This is a genomic window from Vibrio sp. Vb2960 (genome assembly GCF_033337665.1).
GTDB lineage: Bacteria > Pseudomonadota > Gammaproteobacteria > Enterobacterales > Vibrionaceae > Vibrio > Vibrio alginolyticus.
Window position 1 is genome coordinate 1 of sequence record NZ_JAWORD010000027.1, and the last position, 22,510, is coordinate 22,510.

Sequence of the window (22,510 nt, forward strand, 5' to 3'; positions counted from 1 at the left end):
GGAGCGACACACGAGGTTCGAACTCGTGACCTCAACCTTGGCAAGGTTGCGCTCTACCAACTGAGCTAGTGTCGCATCAACAACGTTTCCGCTGTTTAGGGCTGCGAATTATAAGAGCATTTTTTTGTGATGCAAGTCCTTCCTTCAAAAAAACTTTATTTTTTTACTGAACGACGAAAAAGCAATCAAAAGCGATATAAATTACAACAATTTGGATCGCAACCTTAACAGTTAAATCTTGAAAATAGTACCTCGATAGTACTTAAGTTCTGCGATGGACTCACGAATGTCGTCCAAGGCCAAATGTGTTCCCTGTTTTGTGAACCCATTTAGCACCTCAGGTTGCCAGCGACGTGCTAGTTCTTTAAGAGTACTAACGTCAACATATCGGTAATGGAAGAACTCTTCCAACTCAGGCATATGCTTGTATAAAAAGCGACGATCCTGCCCAATGCTGTTACCACATATTGGCGACGCCCCTTTTGGCACCCATTTTTCTAAAAATTCAATGGTTTGTGCGACTGCGTCTTGTTCTGAGATTTGACTGTTTCGAACGCGCTCCACCAAACCGCTTGCCGTATGCGTATTAGTACACCAGTCGTCCATTTTCGCCAGTTCTTCTTCCGGCTGATGAATCGCTAACACTGGACCTTCAGCCAAAATATTTAGTTCGCTATCCGTGACAATAGAAGCAATTTCGATGATTTTGTGCGTTTCAGGATCAAGCCCTGTCATCTCTAAATCAACCCAAATTAGGTTTTGATCGCTAAAGGACATGGTTACGCCGCCTATTTGTTTATCGATAAAAGAGGTACTATACCTCAAAATACGAGAAACACGATACTCATACACGGAGCCAAGAGTACGGCTCAACCATTTGAGTAAATTCACATAAAGTACAGAATTGTGGCAAAGAAGAAAAAGTTAACCAAAGGTCAGGTGCGACGCGTACGTAGCAACCAACAAAAGCGTTTGAAGAAGCAAGAAGATTCCATCCAGTGGGATGAAAACATGCTAGGCGCCAGCAAGCAAGGTCTCGTGATCACTCGTTTTGGTCAGCACGCGGACATTGAAGACCTTGAAACAGGCGAAATTCAACGCTGTAACCTCCGCCGTGGTATTGAGTCTCTAGTATCTGGCGATCGTGTTTTATGGCGCGAAGGATTGGAGTCTATGGCGGGCATCTCTGGTGTTGTTGAAGCGGTAGAACCTCGCTCTTCAGTGCTCACTCGTCCAGATTATTACGATGGCCTAAAACCCGTTGCAGCCAATATTGATCAAATGGTCATTGTCTCTTCGGTATTACCAGAGCTATCGCTAAATATTATTGACCGCTATCTCGTTGCATCAGAAACACTGAATATTGCGCCATTGTTGGTCTTAAATAAAGTCGACCTTCTAGAAGCCGATGATCGTGCAATGTATGAAGAATGGCTCAAAGAATATGAACGCATTGGCTATAAAGTGCTTCTGGTCAGCAAGAAGTCTGGAGAAGGCATTGCTGAACTAGAAACCCTGCTGCGTGACCGAATTAATATCTTTGTTGGTCAATCAGGCGTAGGGAAATCCAGCTTAGTCAACGCGTTAATGCCGGAACTAGAGAGCGAAGTGGAAGAAGGCGAAGTCTCTGAGAACTCTGGCTTGGGCCAACACACCACGACGGCTGCACGTTTATACCACATTCCAACGGGTGGCGATTTGATCGACTCACCTGGAGTACGTGAATTTGGTCTTTGGCATTTGGAAGCAGAAGAAGTAACAAAAGCATTCGTTGAATTTCGACCATATTTAGGCGGTTGCAAGTTCCGAGATTGTAAACACAATGATGACCCAGGCTGCCTTCTACGCGAAGCTGTCGAGAACGGGGAAATTAACGAAACTCGCTTTGAAAACTATCATCGCATTTTGGAAAGCATGGTTGAAAACAAAGCAAATCGTCAGTATTCACGTAATAAAAAAGCCGATCTGTAATTGAGTTAAGGCTGTAACTGTGTAAAAAGTCTTCACCTAATACTGACAAGCAAATTAAATTTCAGTAACATCACGCGCCCTAAAGCGCGAATCTAACAGAAGTATCGGAATTAAAGATGGACAAGTTTAAAGTTGGACTGCAGTACTGGATCCCACAACACGGCCTCACTCGCCTAATGGGTAAACTGGCTTCAGCAAAAGCTGGCGGTCTAACAACAGCAGTTATTCGTTGGTTTATCAAACAATACAATGTGAATATGGATGAGGCAAAGCACTCAGATCCTAAGCATTTTAAAACGTTCAACGAGTTTTTCGTTCGTGAGCTAAAAGAAGGCGCACGCCCAATTTCTGAAGGCGAAAACGTCATCACTCATCCAGCCGACGCTTGTGTTAGCCAGTTTGGCCCTATTGAAGATGGTCAACTTATCCAAGCAAAAGGTCATCACTTCTCAGCACAAGAATTGCTGGGCGGTGACGCGAATTTAGCTGACGAATTTAAAGATGGTTCTTTTGCGACATTGTACCTATCTCCGCGCGATTACCACCGTGTACACATGCCATGTGACGGCACTCTGCGCCAAATGATTTACGTACCAGGTGACCTGTTCTCAGTAAACCCTCTGACAGCAGAAAACGTACCGAACCTATTTGCACGTAACGAGCGTGTGGTGTGTATCTTCGATACTGAGTTTGGTCCAATGGCACAGGTGCTTGTTGGTGCGACAATTGTTGGTAGCATTGAGCAAGTATGGGCTGGCACGATCACTCCGCCTCGTGGAAACACTGTCTACAAATGGGATTACCCAGCAGAGGGTGACAAGGCCGTGATCTTGAAAAAAGGCGAAGAGATGGGCCGCTTCAAACTGGGTTCTACTGTTATTAACCTGTTTGCCAAAGACGCGATTGAGTTTGACGCAAGCATGGAAAACGGTAAGCCAACCGTTATGGGCACACCTTACGCCTTGAAAAAATAAGTAAAACACCGTTAAAGAGCCCTTTATTAAGGGCTCTTTTTATTGATAAAAAGCAAAACTCCGTTCGAAATTTAGCCTCTATTTCTCAAACTCATACCTGCCTCTAAGACCCTCATTCCACAATCAATTATCCTGCGCTTAGAATGAATATTTAGAGGGGCAGCCAATGCCAAAGATGAGTGTAAACACGTTGGCGAAATTGCTGGTGTGCTTTTTAATTCCGCTCGGTGTTTTGATGATGCCGATCGATGCTATTCCTATTGACGATCTCACTTTAATTCAGCATCGCCTGTTAGCTATTTTTCTTCTTGCTGCCCTACTTTGGGTTCTCGAGCCGGTTCCCGTTTTTGCTACGTCCATTCTTATTATCGCTCTTGAACTGATCATGATATCGGATAAAGGTTTGCATCTATTTCGCAATCCACCAGCGGGACATGATTTAGGAGAGTTAATTGCTTACACCGATATTTTCTCGGCCTTCTCTTCACCGATCATTATTCTTTTTATGGGTGGTTTTGCTCTCGCGATTGCGGCTTCCAAATACGAGCTCGACAACAACCTCGCCCGAGTTCTATTAAAACCATTCGGCACACAACCTAAGTTCATCATGCTGGGCTTGATGTTAATTACCGCCGTTTTTTCAATGTTTATGTCCAATACTGCCACGACCGTGATGATGCTAGCCCTGCTTGGCCCCATCGTCGCTTCAGCACCTAAAGGGGATTTAGGCATTAAAGCACTGGTGTTGTGTATTCCAATTGCAGCGAATACAGGCGGCATTGCGACTCCGATAGGCACGCCACCTAATGCGATAGCGCTTCAATATCTCACTGGAGAAAACGCGATAGACTTCCTATCGTGGATGACAATGGGTCTACCCTTTGTGTTGGTACAACTCACTGTAGCTTGGTTCTTGTTGCAAAAGCTGTTTCCGTCTAGCGAACCAGAAATGAAACTAAAGCTAGATGGTACATTCAAAAAGAGCTGGCGTGCGATCGTCGTCTACATCACTTTTGCACTAACCATTTTGCTTTGGATGACAACGAAAGTGCATGGCATGAATACATATGTTGTCGCGATTATCCCACTAGCAGTGTTCACGTTAACGGGCATTATGGGAAAAGAAGAGCTCAAGCTAATTAACTGGGATGTTTTATGGCTGGTTGCCGGTGGTATAGCAATTGGTATTGCCTTAGACAAAACAGGCTTAGCCGAAGCATTAGCGCACGCTATTGATTACAGCCTGCTATCACCATTTGCCGTTGTTTTAGCCCTATCGGTAGTGTGCTGGTTAATGGCGAACTTTATGTCTAATACCGCAACGGCAAACTTATTGATGCCTATTGCTGCCGCTATTGGTACATCCATGCCAAGCCTTATTGCGGTTGGTGGCCTACAAGGTTTACTGGTTGTCGTCGCCTTCTCCGCATCACTTGGCATGATCTTACCGGTTTCCACACCACCAAACTCTTTGGCTTATTCAACAGGCCTCATCGAGAGCAAAGACATGGCGAAAGTAGGCCTGATTCTCGGTTTGATTGGTCTAATTATCGTGTATGGCGCAGTTTTGGTACTGTTTTAATCGAAGAGCTCCATGAAAAAGCGTGTTGTCATGGAGCTGCTCTCCAGCTACTGCCCTTACAGAGCGGCTTTTACATCCCATAAATTTCGTGCATATTAAGACTCCTCTACTCTACAAGGACGTCGACACATCATGGGTTACGAATGGCTTGCTTTATGCGCCGCTTTTCTGTGGGCAGTTTCTAGCCTAATTTCGGTCATTCCTGCACAACACCTAGGCGCATTTTCTTACAGCCGCTGGCGTATGGGCTGCACAGCCGTGATCTTATCAACAATGGCCTGGATAACTGGCGGCTGGTTAACGGTTTCTTGGGAACATGTAACGCCAATGATGGCCTCAGGACTGATTGGTATTTTTATTGGCGATACCGCTCTATTCGCGTGTTTGAATCGTATGGGGCCAAGACAAGCCGGGTTACTCTTCTCTTGCCACGCCGTGTTCTCTGCCATCTTGGGCTACTTCTTATTTAGCGAAGTCATGACCACAATAGAACTACTGGGCGCATCATTGGTATTTAGCGGCGTGGTGATGGCGATATTCTTTGGCCGAAGAGGTCAAGTGAATAACGTCTTGGAAGACATTAAAGGTAACATCTGGGTAGGTATTGGACTTGGCTTAACCGCAGCAATGTGCCAAGCATTGGGAGGCATTATCGCCAAGCCAGTAATGCAAACCAGTATTGACCCAGTTGCGGCTTCTGCTATTCGAATGATCAGTGCCTTTTTCGCCCACAGCATGTTGTTAGTTCTAGGAGTCAAAGTCGCTCGCTCGACGCAACACATTACTTGGCGCGTATTTGGTATTACTGCCCTTAATGGTTTCTTGGCGATGGCCGTCGGCATGACGCTAATCTTATACGCACTCCAAGAAGGAAATGTAGGTATGGTTGCACTTCTATCTTCAACCACGCCAATTATGTTGCTACCACTGCTCTGGATTTACACTAAACGCCGACCAAACCGATTTGCATGGTTGGGCGCAGCCCTAGCTGTGATTGGTGCTGGCATTTTGGTTCAGTAACCTTACAGACCAGCCCTTACTGCCAGATACAAAAAAGCCCGAGTTTAAACTCGGGCTTTTGTCATTCGGAGCCGTTAGTTAATTATTTAACTAGTACTTCACCCGTCATTTCTGCTGGGATTTCTAGACCAGCTAGAGAAAGCATGGTTGGTGCAAGGTCAGACAGTTTACCGCCTTCTTTGAATTCAACCGCTTTGTCACCTACATAGATTAGAGGTACTGGTAGGTTAGTATGAGCAGTGTGGATGCCGCCAGTTTCAGGGTCGATCATCATTTCTGCATTACCGTGGTCCGCAGTGATCAATAGTTGACCGCCAACTTCTTTGATTGCTTCAACCACTTTACCCACGCTTTCATCTAGAGCTTCGATTGCTTTCTCAGCCGCTTCATAAACGCCAGTGTGACCAACCATATCTGCATTCGGGTAGTTACAGATGATGGTATCGAACTTACCAGACTTGATAGCCGCAACCATCTTCTCTGTTAGTTCTGGAGAGCTCATTTCAGGCTGCATGTCGTACGTTGCAACTTTTGGAGAAGCAACCAACTGACGCTCTTCGCCTTCGAATTCGTTCTCAACACCACCGTTGAAGAAGAAAGTCACGTGTGCGTATTTCTCTGTTTCAGAGATACGTAGCTGAGTTTGACCTTGTTTAGATAGCCACTCACCGTAAGTGTTTTCTAGAGACGCAGGTGGGAATGCGATAGCTAGAGGGATATCAGCCGCGTATTGAGTCAGCATCACAAAGTTAATTGCAGGGAATGCTGCACGCTCAAAGCCGTCAAATGCAGGAACGAATGCACGAGTGATTTGACGTGCACGGTCAGCACGGTAGTTCATGAAGATAACCGCATCGCCATCTTGCATGATTGCGTCTTCTTGACCTTCCGCTTTGATAGCTGTTGCTTTAACGAATTCGTCGTTTTCTTCACGAGCGTAAGCCGCTTCTAGACCTTCAACTGCCGTTTCTGCTGTGAACTCCGCTTTAGCTTGAGTTAGAAGATCATAAGCAACTTGGACGCGATCCCAGTTGTTGTCACGGTCCATTGCGTAGTAACGACCTACTAGAGAAGCAACGCGGCCTTTACCTAGTTTCGCAAATAGGTCTTGGAAACGTTGTAGTGAGTTTTCAGCACTACGTGGTGGTGTGTCACGGCCGTCTAGGAAGCAGTGTAGGTAGATTTTCTCTGCGCCACGCGCCGCTGCCATTTCAACTGCTGCGTAAATGTGGTCTTCGTGAGAGTGAACACCGCCTGGAGACATCAGGCCCATGATGTGTACTGCTTTTTCAGCTTTCACAGCAGAGTCGATTGCTTCAACTAGCGCAGGCGTTTGTTCGAACTCACCATCAGCAATTGATTTAGTGATACGAGTCAGGTCTTGGTATACAACGCGGCCTGCACCAATGTTAGTGTGACCAACTTCAGAGTTACCCATTTGACCATCAGGAAGGCCAACATCCATGCCTGAAGCAGAGATTAATGTGTGTGGGTTATTCGCAATCAGAGCATCCATTACTGGTGTTTTCGCATTCGCAATTGCGTTACTTGCTGTGTCTTCACGGTAACCGTAACCGTCAAGGATAACTAGAGCCAGTGGCTTCTTAGCTGACATAGTGATGACCTCATCAAATTTAAGTAACTTTTGGCGTAGGGCCTCGCTGCCCTATCTAACCTTGAAACAAAACTAGCGTAATTTTACTACACTTTTTAACCAAAACTGTAGGTTAAGATCAAATAATGTTTGCGATTTATTGTTGCTATCTTACAAGTTAAGCGAACAACGAGTCAGTGCCGACAATCGTGTTCCACAAGCATAGTCATTTCTAATACGCTTTGTACACCCCTGTCTAAGTTTGGTTTTCTTACGCTTCTCATTCTTATTTTTGCACTTGAAACAGCGCTAATTTAAAGCAACATCAAACAAGATGGGTTAATACCTATTGTTCTCTTTTCTCAGTAAAACAGAAGTCACTTAAACCGATAAGTCCAATAGGCAAAAGCAATCAAGCTACCAGAGCAAAATGTACGGATAGTAAGGGCATAAAGGGTTTATAGAGATCTCAATTATTCGTTAGAAAATTTTAACCCTCTCGCCTAAGAGCCGTAACCTCGCTATACTCCTGCTTTATTTTTCCGCCAACAGCGTAAGAGCTCAAGACATGCAAGAGTACATTGAATTTTTCCAACAGAACATGATTCTATCTTTGGTTTGGGTAGGTCTTCTTGTCGCCTTTATCATGAACATCGTGAAATCAGCGACAGCCGCATACAAAGAAATCAACGTAAACCAACTGACACATCTTATGAACCGTGAAAACGGCGTTGTAGTGGATATCCGTACCAAAGACGAGTTCAAAAAAGGTCATATCACCGACTCACTTCACATTTTACCGTCAGACATCAAAGCGGGTAACTTGGGTAGCCTTGAAAACCACAAATCAGACCCAATCATTGTTGTATGTAAGACAGGACAGACCGCTCAAGAAAGCGCAAACCTACTAGTAAAAGCTGGCTTCGAAAACGTGAGCCTACTAAAAAATGGTTTGATTGCGTGGAACGAAGCGAACCTGCCGTTAGTTCGCGGTAAGAAGTAGGAACGTGGCAAGAACGAAAGTTCGCGTTTAAACGCGCTTTTACCAAGCCTCGCGGACAAAAAACTGAGCAAATTGAAAGCAGTTGGAGCACTAAGTTGTGACGCTTTGCACGTAATACACGCTTCATCTAGTCAAGGTAGATTGGCTCAGTTAGTCTCAAGACATACCAGTTTTCTGAGCTTAGACGTTTCTAGGCTCAACAAATATTGATTTAAGGATTAAAAAATGGCTGAAGCAGCACCTCAAGACGCACAACAAAACTTCGCAATTCAACGCATCTTCCTAAAAGACGTTTCTTTTGAAGCGCCGAACTCTCCAGTAATTTTCCAGAAAGAGTGGAACCCAGACGTTAAACTAGACCTAGACACTCAAAGCCGTGAGCTTGGTGAAGGCGTTTACGAAGTTGTTCTACGCCTAACCGTTACTGTGAAGAACGAAGAAGAGACTGCGTTCCTATGTGAAGTTCAACAAGGTGGTATCTTCACTGCTGAACAAATGGAAGCTGGTCAACTTGCACATTGCCTAGGCGCATTCTGCCCGAACATCCTATTCCCATACGCTCGTGAAACTATCTCAAGCCTAGTCGTTAAAGGTACGTTCCCTCAACTGAACCTAGCGCCAGTAAACTTTGACGCGCTATTCATGAACTACCTACAACAGCAAGCTCAACAAGGCGAAGCTGAAGCGTAATTCACGTTTTATAAGTGACGAATAGCCACAGTGCTGACGTCACCGACTCAAATAAAATGCACAGAGCGTCTACCATTCGATGCAATGTGCATTTTTTATTTCTGACAAAAGTTCCTAGTTCCTAATCGCCAGAAGGCGTAAAATTTGACGATTAGGAACTAGATTCTACTAGTAGCAAGACAATTAGGCGGTAGCATGACACAAGCAAATACAAACAATGCTTACGGTAAAGACATCGCAATGACTGTGATTGGCGCAGGCTCATACGGCACCTCTTTGGCAATCTCACTCGCTCGTAACGGCGCGAACGTTGTCCTTTGGGGACACGAGCCAGAGCACATGGCTCGCCTAGAAGCAGACCGAGCTAACCATGCCTTTTTACCAGGTGTTGATTTCCCTGAAAGCTTGATCATTGAATCGGATTTAGAAAAAGCCGTTCAAGCAAGCCGAGATTTGTTGGTTGTGGTTCCAAGCCATGTCTTTGGCATCGTGCTAAACAGCTGTAAACCATTCTTGCGCGAAGACTCTCGCATCTGTTGGGCAACCAAAGGGCTTGAACCTGAAACGGGGCGCCTGCTGAAAGACGTCGCTTATGACATTATCGGTGAAAACTACTCACTAGCAGTATTGTCTGGCCCAACGTTTGCGAAAGAGCTCGCAATGGGTATGCCGACTGCAATCTCTGTTGCGTCTCCAGATTCTGAATTTGTTGCGGATCTACAAGAAAAAATCCACTGTAGCAAAACCTTCCGCGTATATGCCAATAGTGACTTTATTGGTATGCAATTGGGTGGCGCTGTGAAAAACGTTATTGCGATTGGTGCGGGTATGTCTGATGGTATCGGTTTTGGCGCCAACGCCCGTACTGCATTAATTACTCGTGGCTTGGCTGAAATGAGTCGCCTTGGTGCTGCGCTGGGTGCACAGCCAGAAACCTTTATGGGCATGGCGGGTTTAGGCGATCTTGTCCTGACATGTACCGATAACCAATCACGTAACCGACGCTTTGGCTTGGCATTAGGCCAAGGTAAAGACGTTGATACGGCTCAAGAAGAAATTGGTCAAGTGGTTGAGGGTTACCGCAATACAAAAGAAGTATGGCTACTCTCTCAACGTATGGGTGTTGAGATGCCGATAGTTGATCAAATTTATCAAGTATTGTATCAAGGAAAAGATGCGCGCTTAGCAGCGCAAGATTTACTTGCTCGTGACAAAAAAGCCGAAGGAAAGTAGCAATCTACCGCCCTTTGCAGCTCATCTGAGAAAAATTGAAGTTGTCGGGTCACGGAAGAACCACTCTGGATATTGAGAATGAAACACTGCGAAAAACAAAAAGTCTGGAACAAAATTGTCTCAGAAGCCCGTGAAATGTCAGAACAAGAGCCTATGCTGGCGAGCTTCTATCATGCCACTATTATCAAGCATGAAAGTTTGTGTGCCGCTCTGAGTTATATTCTGGCTAACAAATTGAACACCGCTTCCATGCCAGCGATGGCTGTGCGTGAAGTGGTTGAAGAAGCCTTTGCGGCAGATCCAACCATCACTGACGGCGCGGCTTGTGATATTTGTGCCACGGTCAATCGCGACCCTGCTGTTTCAATGTACTCAATGCCATTGCTGTACCTAAAAGGCTATCACGCACTGCAAGGCTACCGAGTAGCAAACTGGCTGTGGAAGCAAGGTCGTCACGCTCTTGCGACTTACCTACAAAATCAGATTTCGGTAGCATGTCAGGTCGATATTCACCCTGCAGCGCGCATTGGTAGTGGCATCATGCTCGACCATGCAACAGGCATCGTGATTGGTGAAACTGCCGTGGTCGAAAACGACGTGTCTATACTGCAAGATGTCACCCTTGGTGGTACTGGTAAAGAATGCGGTGATCGTCACCCGAAAATTCGCGAGGGTGTGATGATCGGAGCTGGTGCAAAGATTCTTGGCAATATCGAAGTCGGTGAAGGCGCGAAAATCGGATCTTGCTCTGTGGTATTGCAAGCCGTGCCTCCTCACACAACGGTGGCTGGCGTGCCTGCAAAAATCGTCGGACGTCCAAAAACGGACAAACCCTCTCTCGATATGGATCAAGGCTTTAACGGCAAGTCGCAAAGCTTTATCCATGGAGATGGTATTTAATCGTCAACAAACCTTTTTGACAACAACGTGGTAGGTAACTCTCAAGTGCGAAAACAAAATCACCCTGTTCTACGCTCGGCTATTTTATTAACTTGTGCTTTATCTGCCACTTATCCCATTACCTCCTCTGCTGTGAGTCAGCAAGAGCTCAAAGGCGTATCCAGTGAGATAAGCCGTCAGCGCAAATCGCTCTCTTCCCAAGAAAAGCAGCTCAATGAGTTACAGAAATCACTAAAAGATCAAGAGCTTGGTATTTCTAAGCTTGAGCGTGAAATACGACAAACCAAGTCTAACCTCGCACAAGCAGACAAAAACATAGAAAACCTAGAAGAGAAAATTGCCTTGCAAGAAGCACAGCGTCAAGAGCAAGAAGAAGAACTCAAACAGCTGCTGCAAACGTATTACGTAACCGAGCGAGCGAAGGCCAATGGTCACTTGTTAAATCAAGGTGTGGAAGAAGACCGCATGAGCCAATACTTCCAGCATTTAGCTAAAGCACGTGCTGAAGTGATTGATGCGATCACCAAAATAACCCAAGAATTAGCGCACAACAAAAACCAACTCGAGCTAGAAAAAGAGCAAATCGAGACTCTGCTCAAGCAGCAATCCGAAAAACGTACAGCGCTAGCGAGTACACAATCCAAGCGTAAGCAAACCCTGAATAAAATTCAGAGCAGTATCAAGAATGACAAACGCTACTTAGCCGAGCTGCAACGCAACGAAACCCGTTTAAAAGCAGAGATCGCCAAAGCAGCGAAGCGTAATGCGGTGCCAATGGACGGACTCGGCAAACAGCGCGGTAAGCTGCCTTGGCCACTCAAAGGCAGTGTGTTACACAACTTTGGTACGCGACAAACCGGGCAGGTAAACTGGAAGGGCATGGTGCTGTCTGCCAACTATGGTCAACAAGTGAAAGCCGTTTATCCTGGAACTGTCGTATTTGCGGAGTATCTGCGCGGATACGGTTTAGTGGTACTGCTCGACCACGGCAAAGGTGACATGACCCTCTATGGTTACAACCAAGCCTTAACTAAAAAAGAAGGCGACCGAGTCACCGCCGGCGAAGTGATTGCTCTCGCGGGTGATACAGGTGGTCAAGACAGACCATCGCTGTACTTTGAAATTCGTCGTAATAGTGAAGCGCAGAATCCGAAATCTTGGTTAAAACGCTGATTATCTGACTCATAGACTTATAATAAAAAAGGAGCCACTCGGCTCCTTTTTTGTATTCATATTTTGGAAAATGCTATGCGTAGTAGGTTTCTACCGCATCAATAAAAGCATTCACATCATCTTTGCTTAACGCGTTGATTCCTGCCGCCGCCTCTCGCCCCCCACCTGTCGGGAACTGACCACACACGGCAACGGCACCTTGTTTATTGTTTAATGGGGCGCGGAGTGAAACCGTATAAGTACCATCTGCATTTTCAGTAAGTACCGCATGCGCAGAGTCAGGGGTTTGGTTTGCTAGCCAGTTGCCATAAACACCACTGATTCGGCGTGATGCCGCCGTGTTTGGTAACTCAAACAACTTCAGCTTACCACTCTCATGCATGGCAGGCACTGCGAGAGCCGCCTCCATGTCTTGTTGGTAAGCCGATTGCAATTGGTAGTATGGCGAGGCCGTATCTTCAATAGCTTCAAATGGTGACGTGTACTTCAGCAAAGCTCGGTACAGCTCCGCAGGGTGAAAGTGTAAATCTTCGACCTTCGATCCGTAGCCGTTGTAGTTAATTAAAGTACCCAGCTCTTTTAGCTGCTCTTTCTGTTGCTGCAACAAGCCCGCGTTATTCGCTAACTCATCGGCTTTAGCAATCATGTTATCGCCATAAGCCGCCGTAATCGCCCAGTCATGAAAACGCCCATCAAGCAACTTATCGACAATCAACGCCGTGCACATGTTGGCATCGAGATCGATGTGCGCATCCAAATTACCATGCTGAGGAATGTCGCCCGCTTTGTGATGATCGGCGTAAAAGACGTGCGCGCCTTGAGCCAAAGCTTGCTCTAGACCTGCCATGTTCTTTTCCATCGAAATGTCTAACACAGTCAGCTCATCACCCGCTTGCACGTCTACTTTTTCCACCAGCTTGATGTCGCGCTTTACACCGGTTATTAACTGGGCATCGACAGGATCAGCCAAACGCAATTGTAGAAGAGCAATGATGCCATCAGCATCACCATTAAAAATGTCGTAATTCATGGGGCGATAGTTCCTTTATCGAGAATCTTATCCCTGCAAGGGTTTTTAGCATATGGGACTATTGTGCGTGGCATATTTGACAAGTCAACTCGAGCCACGACTCGAAAATGAGAGTGACTCTCGAAATATTAAGCAGTTTGACGTTTAACTGTGTAGATTGCTAACCGCATCTTCTAATAACAGTAGCTGCTCTAAGCCCTGCTCAGTTGCTAATGGCTTAACGACATTAAGCATCTGCAACATCCCTTGCTTCACCATTTGCTCGGTAATGTTGGTTTTTGAAGCCATCGCGGATTGATACGCCAACCAACTACACGCAATCAAGTGCAATGTACATACTAATGACTTCAACTGTTGTTGATCGACATTCAACAGCTTCATCGTTACGAACTCTTGCATAATAGCAATGAGGTTCGCTTGCAGCTTCTCTTGCACATCGATGTACTGTTCGTGTAGCTGTTCATCTCGTGACAAGATTTCTGGTAAGTTTGCGTAGAAAAAGCGGTATTTCCACATCAAGGTAAAAATAGAGTCTAGGTAGCTCTTCAGCATAGTCAGGCTCTCTTGCGAACCTTGAATAGGGGTAAATCTTTCTAAAAGTTCTGCTGAATAAAGCGCAAAGATCTCGCGAACGATTTCTTGCTTATTGCGGAAGTGGTAATACAGATTACCAGGGCTAATTTCGATGTGATCGGCAATGTGATTGGTGGTGATGTTGCGCTCACCATGTTGGTTGAACAACTCCAGTGCCGCGTAGACGATTTTGTCGCGCGTTTTCATTGTTATCGTGTTCCCTCTTCATTAACGAATCGAGTATAGCGACTTCACCAACCTAGGTCGATAGAGGCTCCAAATACGGTAACATAACAGACCAGTTAAGATGCCAGTTGAGTTGGCGACAAGGTCTAACCAAGAAGTTTGTCGCCCTACATACCCTTGCAACCACTCAATAACGGCGCTGAATAGCAAAATACTAATCGCTACCGCCCAACGTTGACGCCAACGCCACACGCAAAAACAACCTAAAAACGCAAAGCCGCTGTACGCCATAGCGTGCTGCATTTTGTCGAGATACGCGATATTGCCCCAGTCTTGCAGTTCACCTGAACTCAGAGATAAAAAAGCGATCAATATGGCGTAGCTAAAGATGACGAAACGTGCAGCCGTCAGGTTCATTGGACGTCCTTATGCAATTGGAAATGGAAAGGCCGTCACTTGATCAATGTGGTCACAGCCTAGCGCCAGCATGATCAAACGATCGATACCCAACGCGACCCCTGCACAATCTGGCAACCCTGCTTCCAGTGCAGAGATCAGATGATAATCGATCGGCTGTGGTTTTAAACCCATTTCGATACGCTTTGCGTTATCTTGTTCAAAGCGCGCTAATTGCTCTTTCGGGTTATCCAGTTCATGAAATCCGTTCGCCAGCTCTATCCCCTTAAAGTACACTTCAAAACGATCCGCGACGCGATGATCTTGAGGATTGATTTTCGCAAGCGCCGCCTGTGATGAAGGGAAGTCGTACACAAAAGCCGGCACGTCCTGACCAATTTTTTTTTCTACTCCCACGCTAAATAGTAGTTGCAGCAGCGTATCGCGATCTTCTTCTGGCTCAGCAATGTCACTCAAACCCAGCTTGCTTGCCGCCGCTTTCAGCTCAGTCATCGAGCCTTCCAGTGGACACGCACCCAACACATCAATGAAGGCTTGCTGATACGTCATGCGCTGCGCTGCGCCACACTTCAATACCAGCTGCAACAGGTCATCCATTTCATCCATCAATTTATGATGGTCAAAGCCAACGCGATACCACTCCAACATCGTGAATTCAGGGTTGTGGTAGCGACCATTCTCTTCATTACGAAATGCTTTGTTGATTTGATAAATACAACCGCTGCCCGCAGCCAAAAGGCGCTTCATATGGAACTCTGGGCTGGTCATAAAAAACAGCTTACTGCCATCGGCATAGCCTGGGCCAACAAACTCGGTTTGGAAAGTATGCAAATGAATGTCAGTCACGGTTGCGTGACTCATGGCTGGCGTATCGACTTCCATCACCTGTCGGTCAGCGAAGAATTGTCGAATCGACGCGATTAACGTCGCACGTTGACGAAGTTGGTCAATGGAAGCAGTAGGTTGCCAGTTGGTTTGCATAACAAGTCTCTCAAACTTTAATTCAGCGAGGAAAGTCTCATTCTACATGCTTTTTACTCTTCAAGAAGAGAGGAATATCCCTTCTTCTTTTTACTAATGTGCTCGCCAATTTGAGGCAAGCATTACTCGTGCCGCAGAACAAAAAACGCTCAGTTAAAATCCTATTATCCATGCGGTTAATGTCACGCAACACAGGTTTAACATCCCTAATGTTAATGCTTGAGGGCCAAAACCTCGATGCCGTGATAGCAGTCACATAACCTGTAAATTCTATGCCCTTAAGTGCATTACCGAAGCAAAAACCCAATTACATCAATTTTTCTGCCATGTGGCTCATCTACACTAACCCTACTACTTTTGGGGAGTTCTTTTTAAAGAGCGCCTCGTAATGACAATAACAAGCGGATTTCCGCAATCACACACTGGAGGATAACTGTGCAAATTATCACCACAGATATCGCAGTCATCGGCGCAGGCGGCGCTGGTCTTCGTACTGCTATTGCAGCGGCTGAAGCAAACCCAGACTTAGAAGTCGCTCTGATTTCTAAAGTTTATCCAATGCGCTCCCACACGGTCGCTGCAGAGGGTGGCTCAGCAGCAGTTATCAAGGATGAAGATAGCTTAGACAACCACTTCAACGACACTGTTGGCGGTGGTGACTGGCTATGTGAACAGGATGTTGTTGAATACTTTGTAGAGAACGCGACTCGCGAAATGATCCAAATGGAGCAATGGGGTTGCCCATGGAGTCGTAAAGAGAACGGTGAAGTCAACGTACGCCGCTTTGGTGGTATGAAGGTTGAACGTACTTGGTTCGCTGCAGACAAAACTGGCTTCCACATGCTTCATACGCTATTCCAGACATCAATGAAGTACAGCAACATCAAACGTTTTGATGAGTACTTTGTGGTGGATCTGCTTGTTGATGAAGGCGAAGTTCAAGGTCTGATTGCTATTCACATGTCTGAAGGCGAGCTTGTTACTATCAAAGCAAAATCTGTTGTTCTAGCAACAGGTGGCGCGGGCCGTGTTTACCACTGTAACACCAACGGCGGTATCGTAACGGGCGATGGTATGGCAATGGCTTACCGTCACGGCGTTCCTCTACGTGATATGGAATTCGTTCAATACCACCCAACCGGTCTTCCAGGCACAGGTATCCTGATGACGGAAGGTTGTCGTGGTGAAGGCGGTATCATCGTTAACAAGAATGGCTACCGTTACCTACAAGATTACGGCATGGGCCCTGAAACTCCAGTTGGCCAACCGAAGAACAAGTACATGGAACTGGGTCCTCGTGACAAAGTTTCTCAAGCTTTCTGGCACGAACAACAGAAAGGCAACACCATCAAACACCCACTGGGTGACGTGGTGCACCTAGACCTTCGCCACCTTGGTGAAGAGTACCTACAAGAGCGTCTACCGTTCATCTGTGAGCTAGCAAAAGCTTACGTAAACGTGGACCCTGCAAAAGAGCCAATTCCAATTCGTCCAACCGTTCACTACACCATGGGTGGTATTGAAACGGACGGCGGATGTGAAACTCGCATTAAAGGCCTATTCGCGGTGGGTGAATGTGCGTCTGTTGGTCTTCACGGTGCAAACCGTTTAGGGTCTAACTCACTGGCTGAGTTCGTGGTATTTGGCCGCGTAGCGGGTGAAAACGCAGTGAAACGCGCAGCAGAATTCAAAGGTTGGAACGACGCGGCAATTGACGCGCAAGTCAAAGCCGTTGAAGAGCGCATCGCGAAACTGATGAACCAAGAAGGCGACGAAAACTGGGCAGAAATACGCACAGAAATGGGCCACACCATGGAAGCGGGCTGTGGTATATACCGCCAAGAAGATTTGATGCAAGCGACTATCGACAAAATCACTGAGTTGAAAGAACGCTACAAACGCATCAGCATCAAAGACAAAGGTAAAGTGTTCAACACAGACCTTCTATACGCAATCGAAGTGGGTTACGGCCTAGAAGTCGCAGAAGCGATGGTTCACTCTGCGATTCTACGTAAAGAGTCGCGCGGCGCGCACCAACGTCTAGACGACGGTTGTACAGAACGTGATGACGTGAATTTCCTAAAACACTCACTTGCTTTCTACAAGCCAGAGTCAGCACCAAGTATCGATTACAGCAATGTGACCATCACTAAGTCACAGCCAAAAGCTCGTCTATACGGTGAAGCAGCAGAAAAAGCAGCGGCTGAAGAGAAGAACGCAGAGGAGCAAGCATAATGTCAGCAAATCGCATTCAAAAAGTAGACATCCTGCGTTACGACCCAGAGAAAGATGCAGAACCATACAAGCAAACATTCGAAGTCCCATTCGATGAAACCATGTCTGTACTTGACGCGCTTGGTTACATCAAAGACCACCTAGACAAAGATCTGTCTTACCGTTGGTCTTGCCGTATGGCGATCTGTGGTTCTTGCGGCATCATGGTGAACAACGTACCGAAACTTGCTTGTAAGAGCTTCCTACGTGACTACCCAGACGGTGTGACTATCGAGCCTCTAGCGAACTTCCCAATCGAGAAAGACTTGATTGTTGATATGACGCCATTCATCGAGCGCCTAGAAGCAATCAAACCATACATCATTGGTAACGATCGTAAACCAGAAGACGGTACGAACTTGCAAACGCCAGAACAGATGGCGAAATACAAGCAATTCGCTGGCTGTATCAACTGTGGTCTGTGCTATGCAGCATGTCCTCAGTTTGGTCTTAACCCAGAGTTCATCGGTCCTGCTGCACTAACGCTAGCCCACCGCTACAACCTAGACAGCCGTGACAACGGTAAAGATGAGCGCATGAAGCTTATCAACGGTGAAAACGGTGCTTGGGGTTGTACGTTTGTTGGTTACTGTTCTGAAGTTTGTCCGAAGAACGTTGACCCAGCAGCGGCAGTAAACCAAGGCAAAGTGGAGTCTTCTATGGACTTCGTGATTGCTATGTTGAAACCTGATGGTTCACCAAAGAAAGTGGAGGCATAAGGATGAGCAATCGTAAACCTTACGTTCGTGAAGTTAAACGCACTTGGTGGAAGAACCATCCTTTCTACCGCTTCTACATGCTACGTGAAGCGACGGTGCTTCCGTTAATCCTATTCACTCTGTTCCTAACTTTCGGTTTAGGTTGCTTGGTGAAAGGTCCTGAAGCATGGCAAGGTTGGTTAGCATTCATGGCGAACCCAATCGTAGTCGCAATCAACATCGTTGCACTACTCGGTAGCCTATTCCACGCTCAAACTTTCTTCAGCATGATGCCACAAGTAATGCCAATTCGTTTGAAGGGCAAACCAGTGGACAAGAAGATCATCGTATTGACTCAGTGGGCCGCTGTTGCGTTCATCTCACTGATCGTTCTCATCGTGGTGTAAGGAGCTGAGCAATGAAACCGAATTATAGTGTAAACACATCACCAAAACGTTCTGATGAGCCAATCTGGTGGGGTCTGTTTGGCGCAGGTGGTACTTGGTTCGCGATGATCACGCCAATCACCGTTCTTGTGCTAGGTATCTTGGTACCACTAGGCGTGATTGACGCAGAAGCGATGAGCTACGAGCGTGTCTCTGCCTTCGCAACCAGCATCATCGGTGCGCTATTCATCATTGGCACGCTAGCATTGCCAATGTGGCATGCAATGCACCGTGTACACCACGGCATGCACGACCTTAAATTCCACACTGGTGTGATTGGTAAAATTGCATGCTATGCATTTGCAGGCCTCATCACTGCACTAGCAGTTATCTTTATCTTCATGATTTAAGAGACTGACCAAAAAAAGAAAAAGCTGGCTAAATGCCAGCTTTTTTATTGCTTTGGGTTACCTATGATCTTTTTGCTTTTTAAGCTTTTGACCACCCATGATCTTATTGCTGTGCGACCTTCTTTGTCTGGTCCATAAGACCCAGAGCACCAAAGCCAGTAATCACATCTAGGTTTGTTTTCAAGCCCGTTTCGTCACTTCCACCAATGTAATTTTGTGGCATCTGAACTTGGAAGTTTTGCAAATTGTTGTACAGCGAGTTCGCTACGTCTCGATTCAATTCTGCCAAGTAAACTTCACGGTTTGCTCCTAACGCCGCATACTTACCTTTTAGGACTTCAGATTCTGCGCGACCTTTCGCTAATATCGCTTTCGCTTCAAACTCAGCAGAAAGTGCGTTCGCTTTTTGAATCGCTAAGTTAGCCTCTGCGATAGCTAGCTCTTTCTCCTTCTCTACTTCAGCAAGTCGTTTGGTTTTTTCCACTTCAACGATTTCACGCTCTGCAATCTGACGTGCAACTTCCACTTCTTTTTGTTGAGCAATAATTGCGAGTTCTTTACCACGCTGGGCGTCTTGCACCTCACGTGTTCGTTGAATCTCTTTGCGTAACTGCTCGGTCTCTGCCTGTGCTTTCGACGTTTCTTGTTCCTGAATCGCGCGAATACGATCCGCCACTAAACGCTTTTTATCTGCCAATAGCTGATCTAATTGCTTTTCTGGCTGCGGGTCACCAATGGTCACCTGCGTCACTTGAATACCGTATTGTTGTAACGGATTGTCTTGACGAATTGGTTGCCCGGTTTTGTCTACGACTGGCACAGTTTTCCATACCAGTTGATTGGTGCGCTGTAATTGGTTCGGATTAGCTTGATTCACCCCAACAGGCGCAAGATCCAACTCTTCCACTTCAACCTGACGTCGCTCTGTTAGATAAATCCCCTCTCGTAACTGATCGCCAAGTTTCGATTTGAACTGGTTCAAACCACCTTGGAAAAACTCTTCACCCGTGTATTGGGTTGCGGTAATCACCGTTACGTTACGTGCGTTCTTTACAAGCAGCGCATCGATCAAGTTACTGTTGTTGCGGAACTCTTTATGCATCTTCTTCACCGCTTCAGGGTCATTACTGAGCTTAAAGCGGAATGTTACGGGGATCTGACCAATATAGGTGTCGGCAAATCGAACCTGAATCGCATCAAGACGTTGATAAAAATCTTCGCCCTTGCTGTTACCGAATGACACGGTGATCACTTGGTCATACTTGGTGATTTTGGACAGAAATGGCATACGAAAATGAATGCCAGGTTCAGTAAACACATCCAACTCACCAGTAATATTATTCTGATGCACGTAGCTGTAACCCGCATCGGTCATCAGCACCGAGCTATTAATCGTTAAGCCTATTGCCAACAGCGGTACGCCAAATACGGCTGCTTTTAATCCTTTATGTAGTAACTGACGTCTTTCTTCCACCTTTAAACCCCTTCCTAAACCTCTGCTTTCCATTTTGTTCTCCTTTTTGGATTGTTACTGAGTTAAATCGATAAAAATCAGATTGCTATGCAACTCAGCGACATGTACTAATGTATCAAAATGTTACATTAAGGAATAATCGACAGATTCATGGAATAAATAAGATTTTTACGAATAATACAAAATCATCAAAAATTTGCGGAGGATATCGATGTTTTACGCAGAGGGATTAAAAGAGAAGAATCACAGGCAATAAAAAAGGCCGCCGAAGCGACCTTTCTAACAATCATATAAAGTGCTTACTTCACACGACCTACGTATTCAGCAGTACGAGTATCTACGCGAATCACTTCACCAATTGAGATGAACAGAGGAACACGAACAACAGCGCCAGTTGATAGCGTCGCTGGTTTACCGCCAGTACCTTGAGTATCACCTTTCAGGCCTGGGTCTGTGTCTACAACTTCTAGCTCAACGAAGTTTGGTGGAGTAACAGTAATTGGGTTACCGTTCCAAAGAGTGATCATACAAGTGTTGTTTTCTACCAACCACTTAGCGTTTTCACCTACCGCTTTTGCATCCGCTGCGATCTGTTCAAACGTTTCACTGTTCATAAAGTGGTAGAATTCGCCGTCTGAATATAGATAATCTAGGTCGATATCCATTACGTCTGCCACTTCACAAGTGTCACCAGACTTGAATGTTTTCTCTAGCACTTTACCAGAAAGAAGTTTACGAATTTTAACACGGTTGAACGCTTGGCCTTTACCTGGTTTAACGTATTCGTTTTCCAGAATTACACAAGGCTCGTTATCAAGCATTAACTTAAGACCGCCTTTAAATTCATTGGTGCTAACTGTAGCCATTTTTTCCTCTTACATTCTTAGAGCTAAATTCAATGCCGCACATAATAACCCGAAAAGTCGAATCTGTTGAGCAAAACTGGCTCAAACAGTTGGCGAATGGGATCTCTGATCCTGCAAAATTGCTCGAAATACTGGAAATTGATCCTTCACCGTGGCAAGACGGGTTTGCCGCGCGCAAGCTGTTTGCACAGCGTGTACCGCAAAGTTTTGTCGATAGGATGGAGAAAGGCAACCCTAAAGACCCTCTTTTACGTCAGGTTTTACCACTGAACGACGAATTTGAGGTGCATCCGGGTTACTCCAATGATCCATTGGAAGAGCAGGACAATGAAGTCCCTGGCCTGCTACACAAGTATCGCAACCGCGCCCTGATGATTGTCAAAGGTGGCTGCGCGGTAAATTGCCGTTACTGCTTTCGTCGTCACTTCCCTTATCAAGAGAACAAAAGCGGGAAACAAGCATGGACCAAGTGCTTAGAGTACCTGGCACAACAACCAGAGTTGAACGAAGTCATCTTCTCAGGTGGTGATCCATTAATGGCAAAAGACGATGAACTTCATTGGCTTTTAGAGCACATTGCTCATATTCCTCACATCAAACGTCTGCGTATTCATAGCCGTTTACCTGTGGTGATTCCAGCTCGAGTCACTGATGAACTATGCCAACTGCTGCAAGCATCAAGGTTACAAATCATCCTCGTCACTCACATCAACCATGCCAACGAAATCAATGACGAATTTTCTGAACAGATGTTCAAGCTCAAAAGAGCGGGCGTTACGCTTCTAAACCAAGGCGTTCTGCTGAAAGGCGTGAATGATTCGGTAGAAGCTCAAGTGGCGTTAAGTGAGGCCTTATTTGACGCGGGCATCTTGCCTTATTACCTCCACGTTCTTGATAAGGTGCAAGGCGCAGCGCACTACTTTATTTCGGACGAAGAAGCGAAAGCTATTATGCGCGGACTCATCACGCGTGTATCGGGTTATCTGGTACCAAAACTCACACGAGAAATTGGTGGCAGGCCAAGTAAAACGCCGTTGGATTTGCATTTAGAATAAGCTCTGACGCTCAATTAAAT

22 protein-coding genes and 1 tRNA gene are annotated in these 22,510 nt (G+C 45.9%); 14 read left to right on the top strand and 9 right to left on the bottom strand.

What is annotated here, in order from left to right; translation table 11 throughout:
- Positions 1-2: 2 nt before the first annotated feature.
- Positions 3-75 (bottom strand) — tRNA-Gly (locus R7O03_RS19670).
- A gap of 156 nt (positions 76-231) precedes the next feature.
- A complete protein-coding gene (orn, locus tag R7O03_RS19675) occupies positions 232-777 on the bottom strand; it encodes an oligoribonuclease (protein ID WP_017635574.1) in 546 nt (181 codons plus the stop codon).
- A gap of 129 nt (positions 778-906) precedes the next feature.
- Here orn and rsgA point away from each other — a divergent pair, with 129 nt between their 5' ends.
- From rsgA to R7O03_RS19695, 4 genes are all read left to right on the top strand, one after another.
- Complete coding sequence (gene rsgA / locus R7O03_RS19680) at positions 907-1,971, top strand: small ribosomal subunit biogenesis GTPase RsgA (protein ID WP_005386419.1); 1,065 nt, start codon at positions 907-909, stop codon at positions 1,969-1,971.
- 116 nt (positions 1,972-2,087) lie between these two features.
- The gene (gene asd / locus R7O03_RS19685) at positions 2,088-2,945 is read left to right on the top strand and encodes an archaetidylserine decarboxylase (protein ID WP_005381465.1); all 858 of its coding nucleotides are present in this window, start codon (positions 2,088-2,090) and stop codon (positions 2,943-2,945) included.
- A gap of 166 nt (positions 2,946-3,111) precedes the next feature.
- Complete coding sequence (locus R7O03_RS19690) at positions 3,112-4,527, top strand: SLC13 family permease (RefSeq protein ID WP_053303033.1); 1,416 nt, start codon at positions 3,112-3,114, stop codon at positions 4,525-4,527.
- Between the two features lie 132 nt (positions 4,528-4,659).
- Positions 4,660-5,547 (top strand): DMT family transporter, encoded by an 888-nt coding sequence (locus R7O03_RS19695; protein WP_005381469.1) that lies wholly within the window; start codon positions 4,660-4,662, stop codon positions 5,545-5,547.
- A gap of 82 nt (positions 5,548-5,629) precedes the next feature.
- Here the strand turns inward: R7O03_RS19695 and gpmM are convergent, their stop codons facing one another.
- A complete protein-coding gene (gene gpmM / locus R7O03_RS19700; protein WP_167415498.1) occupies positions 5,630-7,162 on the bottom strand; it encodes a 2,3-bisphosphoglycerate-independent phosphoglycerate mutase in 1,533 nt (510 codons plus the stop codon).
- A gap of 547 nt (positions 7,163-7,709) precedes the next feature.
- Between gpmM and R7O03_RS19705 the strand changes: the two genes are divergently transcribed.
- The 5 genes from R7O03_RS19705 (at position 7,710) to R7O03_RS19725 (ending at position 12,140) form a co-directional block, all read left to right on the top strand.
- On the top strand, positions 7,710-8,144 hold the full coding sequence (locus tag R7O03_RS19705; protein WP_005386415.1) for a rhodanese-like domain-containing protein: 435 nt from the start codon (positions 7,710-7,712) through the stop codon (positions 8,142-8,144).
- A 225-nt stretch (positions 8,145-8,369) separates the two neighbouring features.
- Positions 8,370-8,834, top strand: a complete 465-nt coding sequence (gene secB, locus R7O03_RS19710; protein ID WP_005386410.1) for a protein-export chaperone SecB — start codon at positions 8,370-8,372, stop codon at positions 8,832-8,834.
- Between the two features lie 195 nt (positions 8,835-9,029).
- Entirely contained in the window at positions 9,030-10,067 is a 1,038-nt protein-coding gene (gene gpsA / locus R7O03_RS19715; protein WP_005381474.1) for an NAD(P)H-dependent glycerol-3-phosphate dehydrogenase, read from the top strand.
- Between the two features lie 78 nt (positions 10,068-10,145).
- Entirely contained in the window at positions 10,146-10,967 is an 822-nt protein-coding gene (gene cysE, locus R7O03_RS19720; protein ID WP_005381475.1) for a serine O-acetyltransferase, read from the top strand.
- Between the two features lie 27 nt (positions 10,968-10,994).
- Positions 10,995-12,140: a murein hydrolase activator EnvC family protein gene (locus R7O03_RS19725; RefSeq protein ID WP_005381476.1), complete on the top strand. Its 1,146-nt coding sequence runs from the start codon at positions 10,995-10,997 to the stop codon at positions 12,138-12,140.
- A gap of 73 nt (positions 12,141-12,213) precedes the next feature.
- On the opposite strand, the gene R7O03_RS19730 is transcribed toward R7O03_RS19725, so the two are convergent.
- The 4 genes from R7O03_RS19730 to epmA form a co-directional block, all read right to left on the bottom strand.
- Entirely contained in the window at positions 12,214-13,170 is a 957-nt protein-coding gene (locus R7O03_RS19730; RefSeq protein WP_017821834.1) for an acetyltransferase, read from the bottom strand.
- A 144-nt stretch (positions 13,171-13,314) separates the two neighbouring features.
- Positions 13,315-13,950, bottom strand: a complete 636-nt coding sequence (locus R7O03_RS19735) for a TetR/AcrR family transcriptional regulator (RefSeq protein ID WP_005381480.1) — start codon at positions 13,948-13,950, stop codon at positions 13,315-13,317.
- 21 nt (positions 13,951-13,971) lie between these two features.
- Positions 13,972-14,346: a VanZ family protein gene (locus tag R7O03_RS19740; protein ID WP_017635567.1), complete on the bottom strand. Its 375-nt coding sequence runs from the start codon at positions 14,344-14,346 to the stop codon at positions 13,972-13,974.
- A gap of 9 nt (positions 14,347-14,355) precedes the next feature.
- Positions 14,356-15,327, bottom strand: a complete 972-nt coding sequence (gene epmA / locus R7O03_RS19745) for an elongation factor P--(R)-beta-lysine ligase (protein WP_318131965.1) — start codon at positions 15,325-15,327, stop codon at positions 14,356-14,358.
- Between the two features lie 435 nt (positions 15,328-15,762).
- Here epmA and frdA point away from each other — a divergent pair, with 435 nt between their 5' ends.
- From frdA to frdD, 4 genes are read left to right on the top strand one after another with little or no spacing between them, the layout of a single operon-like run.
- Positions 15,763-17,562 carry a fumarate reductase (quinol) flavoprotein subunit gene (gene frdA, locus R7O03_RS19750; protein WP_005381487.1) on the top strand — a complete coding sequence of 600 codons (1,800 nt, stop codon included), beginning with the start codon at positions 15,763-15,765 and terminating at the stop codon, positions 17,560-17,562.
- Positions 17,562-18,320, top strand: a complete 759-nt coding sequence (locus tag R7O03_RS19755) for a succinate dehydrogenase/fumarate reductase iron-sulfur subunit (RefSeq protein ID WP_005381489.1) — start codon at positions 17,562-17,564, stop codon at positions 18,318-18,320. Before frdA ends, R7O03_RS19755 begins: the two co-directional genes overlap by 1 nt.
- Before the next feature lie 2 nt (positions 18,321-18,322).
- Positions 18,323-18,706 (top strand): fumarate reductase subunit FrdC, encoded by a 384-nt coding sequence (gene frdC / locus R7O03_RS19760; RefSeq protein WP_005381491.1) that lies wholly within the window; start codon positions 18,323-18,325, stop codon positions 18,704-18,706.
- Between the two features lie 11 nt (positions 18,707-18,717).
- Positions 18,718-19,095 carry a fumarate reductase subunit FrdD gene (gene frdD, locus R7O03_RS19765; RefSeq protein WP_005381493.1) on the top strand — a complete coding sequence of 126 codons (378 nt, stop codon included), beginning with the start codon at positions 18,718-18,720 and terminating at the stop codon, positions 19,093-19,095.
- A gap of 103 nt (positions 19,096-19,198) precedes the next feature.
- Here frdD and R7O03_RS19770 read toward each other — a convergent pair whose 3' ends face one another.
- Together R7O03_RS19770 and efp are read right to left on the bottom strand one after the other, a co-directional pair.
- The gene (locus R7O03_RS19770; protein WP_042523712.1) at positions 19,199-20,602 is read right to left on the bottom strand and encodes an SPFH domain-containing protein; all 1,404 of its coding nucleotides are present in this window, start codon (positions 20,600-20,602) and stop codon (positions 19,199-19,201) included.
- 266 nt (positions 20,603-20,868) lie between these two features.
- Positions 20,869-21,435 carry an elongation factor P gene (efp, locus tag R7O03_RS19775; protein ID WP_005381500.1) on the bottom strand — a complete coding sequence of 189 codons (567 nt, stop codon included), beginning with the start codon at positions 21,433-21,435 and terminating at the stop codon, positions 20,869-20,871.
- 32 nt (positions 21,436-21,467) lie between these two features.
- Between efp and epmB the strand changes: the two genes are divergently transcribed.
- On the top strand, positions 21,468-22,490 hold the full coding sequence (epmB, locus tag R7O03_RS19780; RefSeq protein ID WP_318131966.1) for an EF-P beta-lysylation protein EpmB: 1,023 nt from the start codon (positions 21,468-21,470) through the stop codon (positions 22,488-22,490).
- The last annotated feature ends 20 nt before the right edge of the window (positions 22,491-22,510 follow it).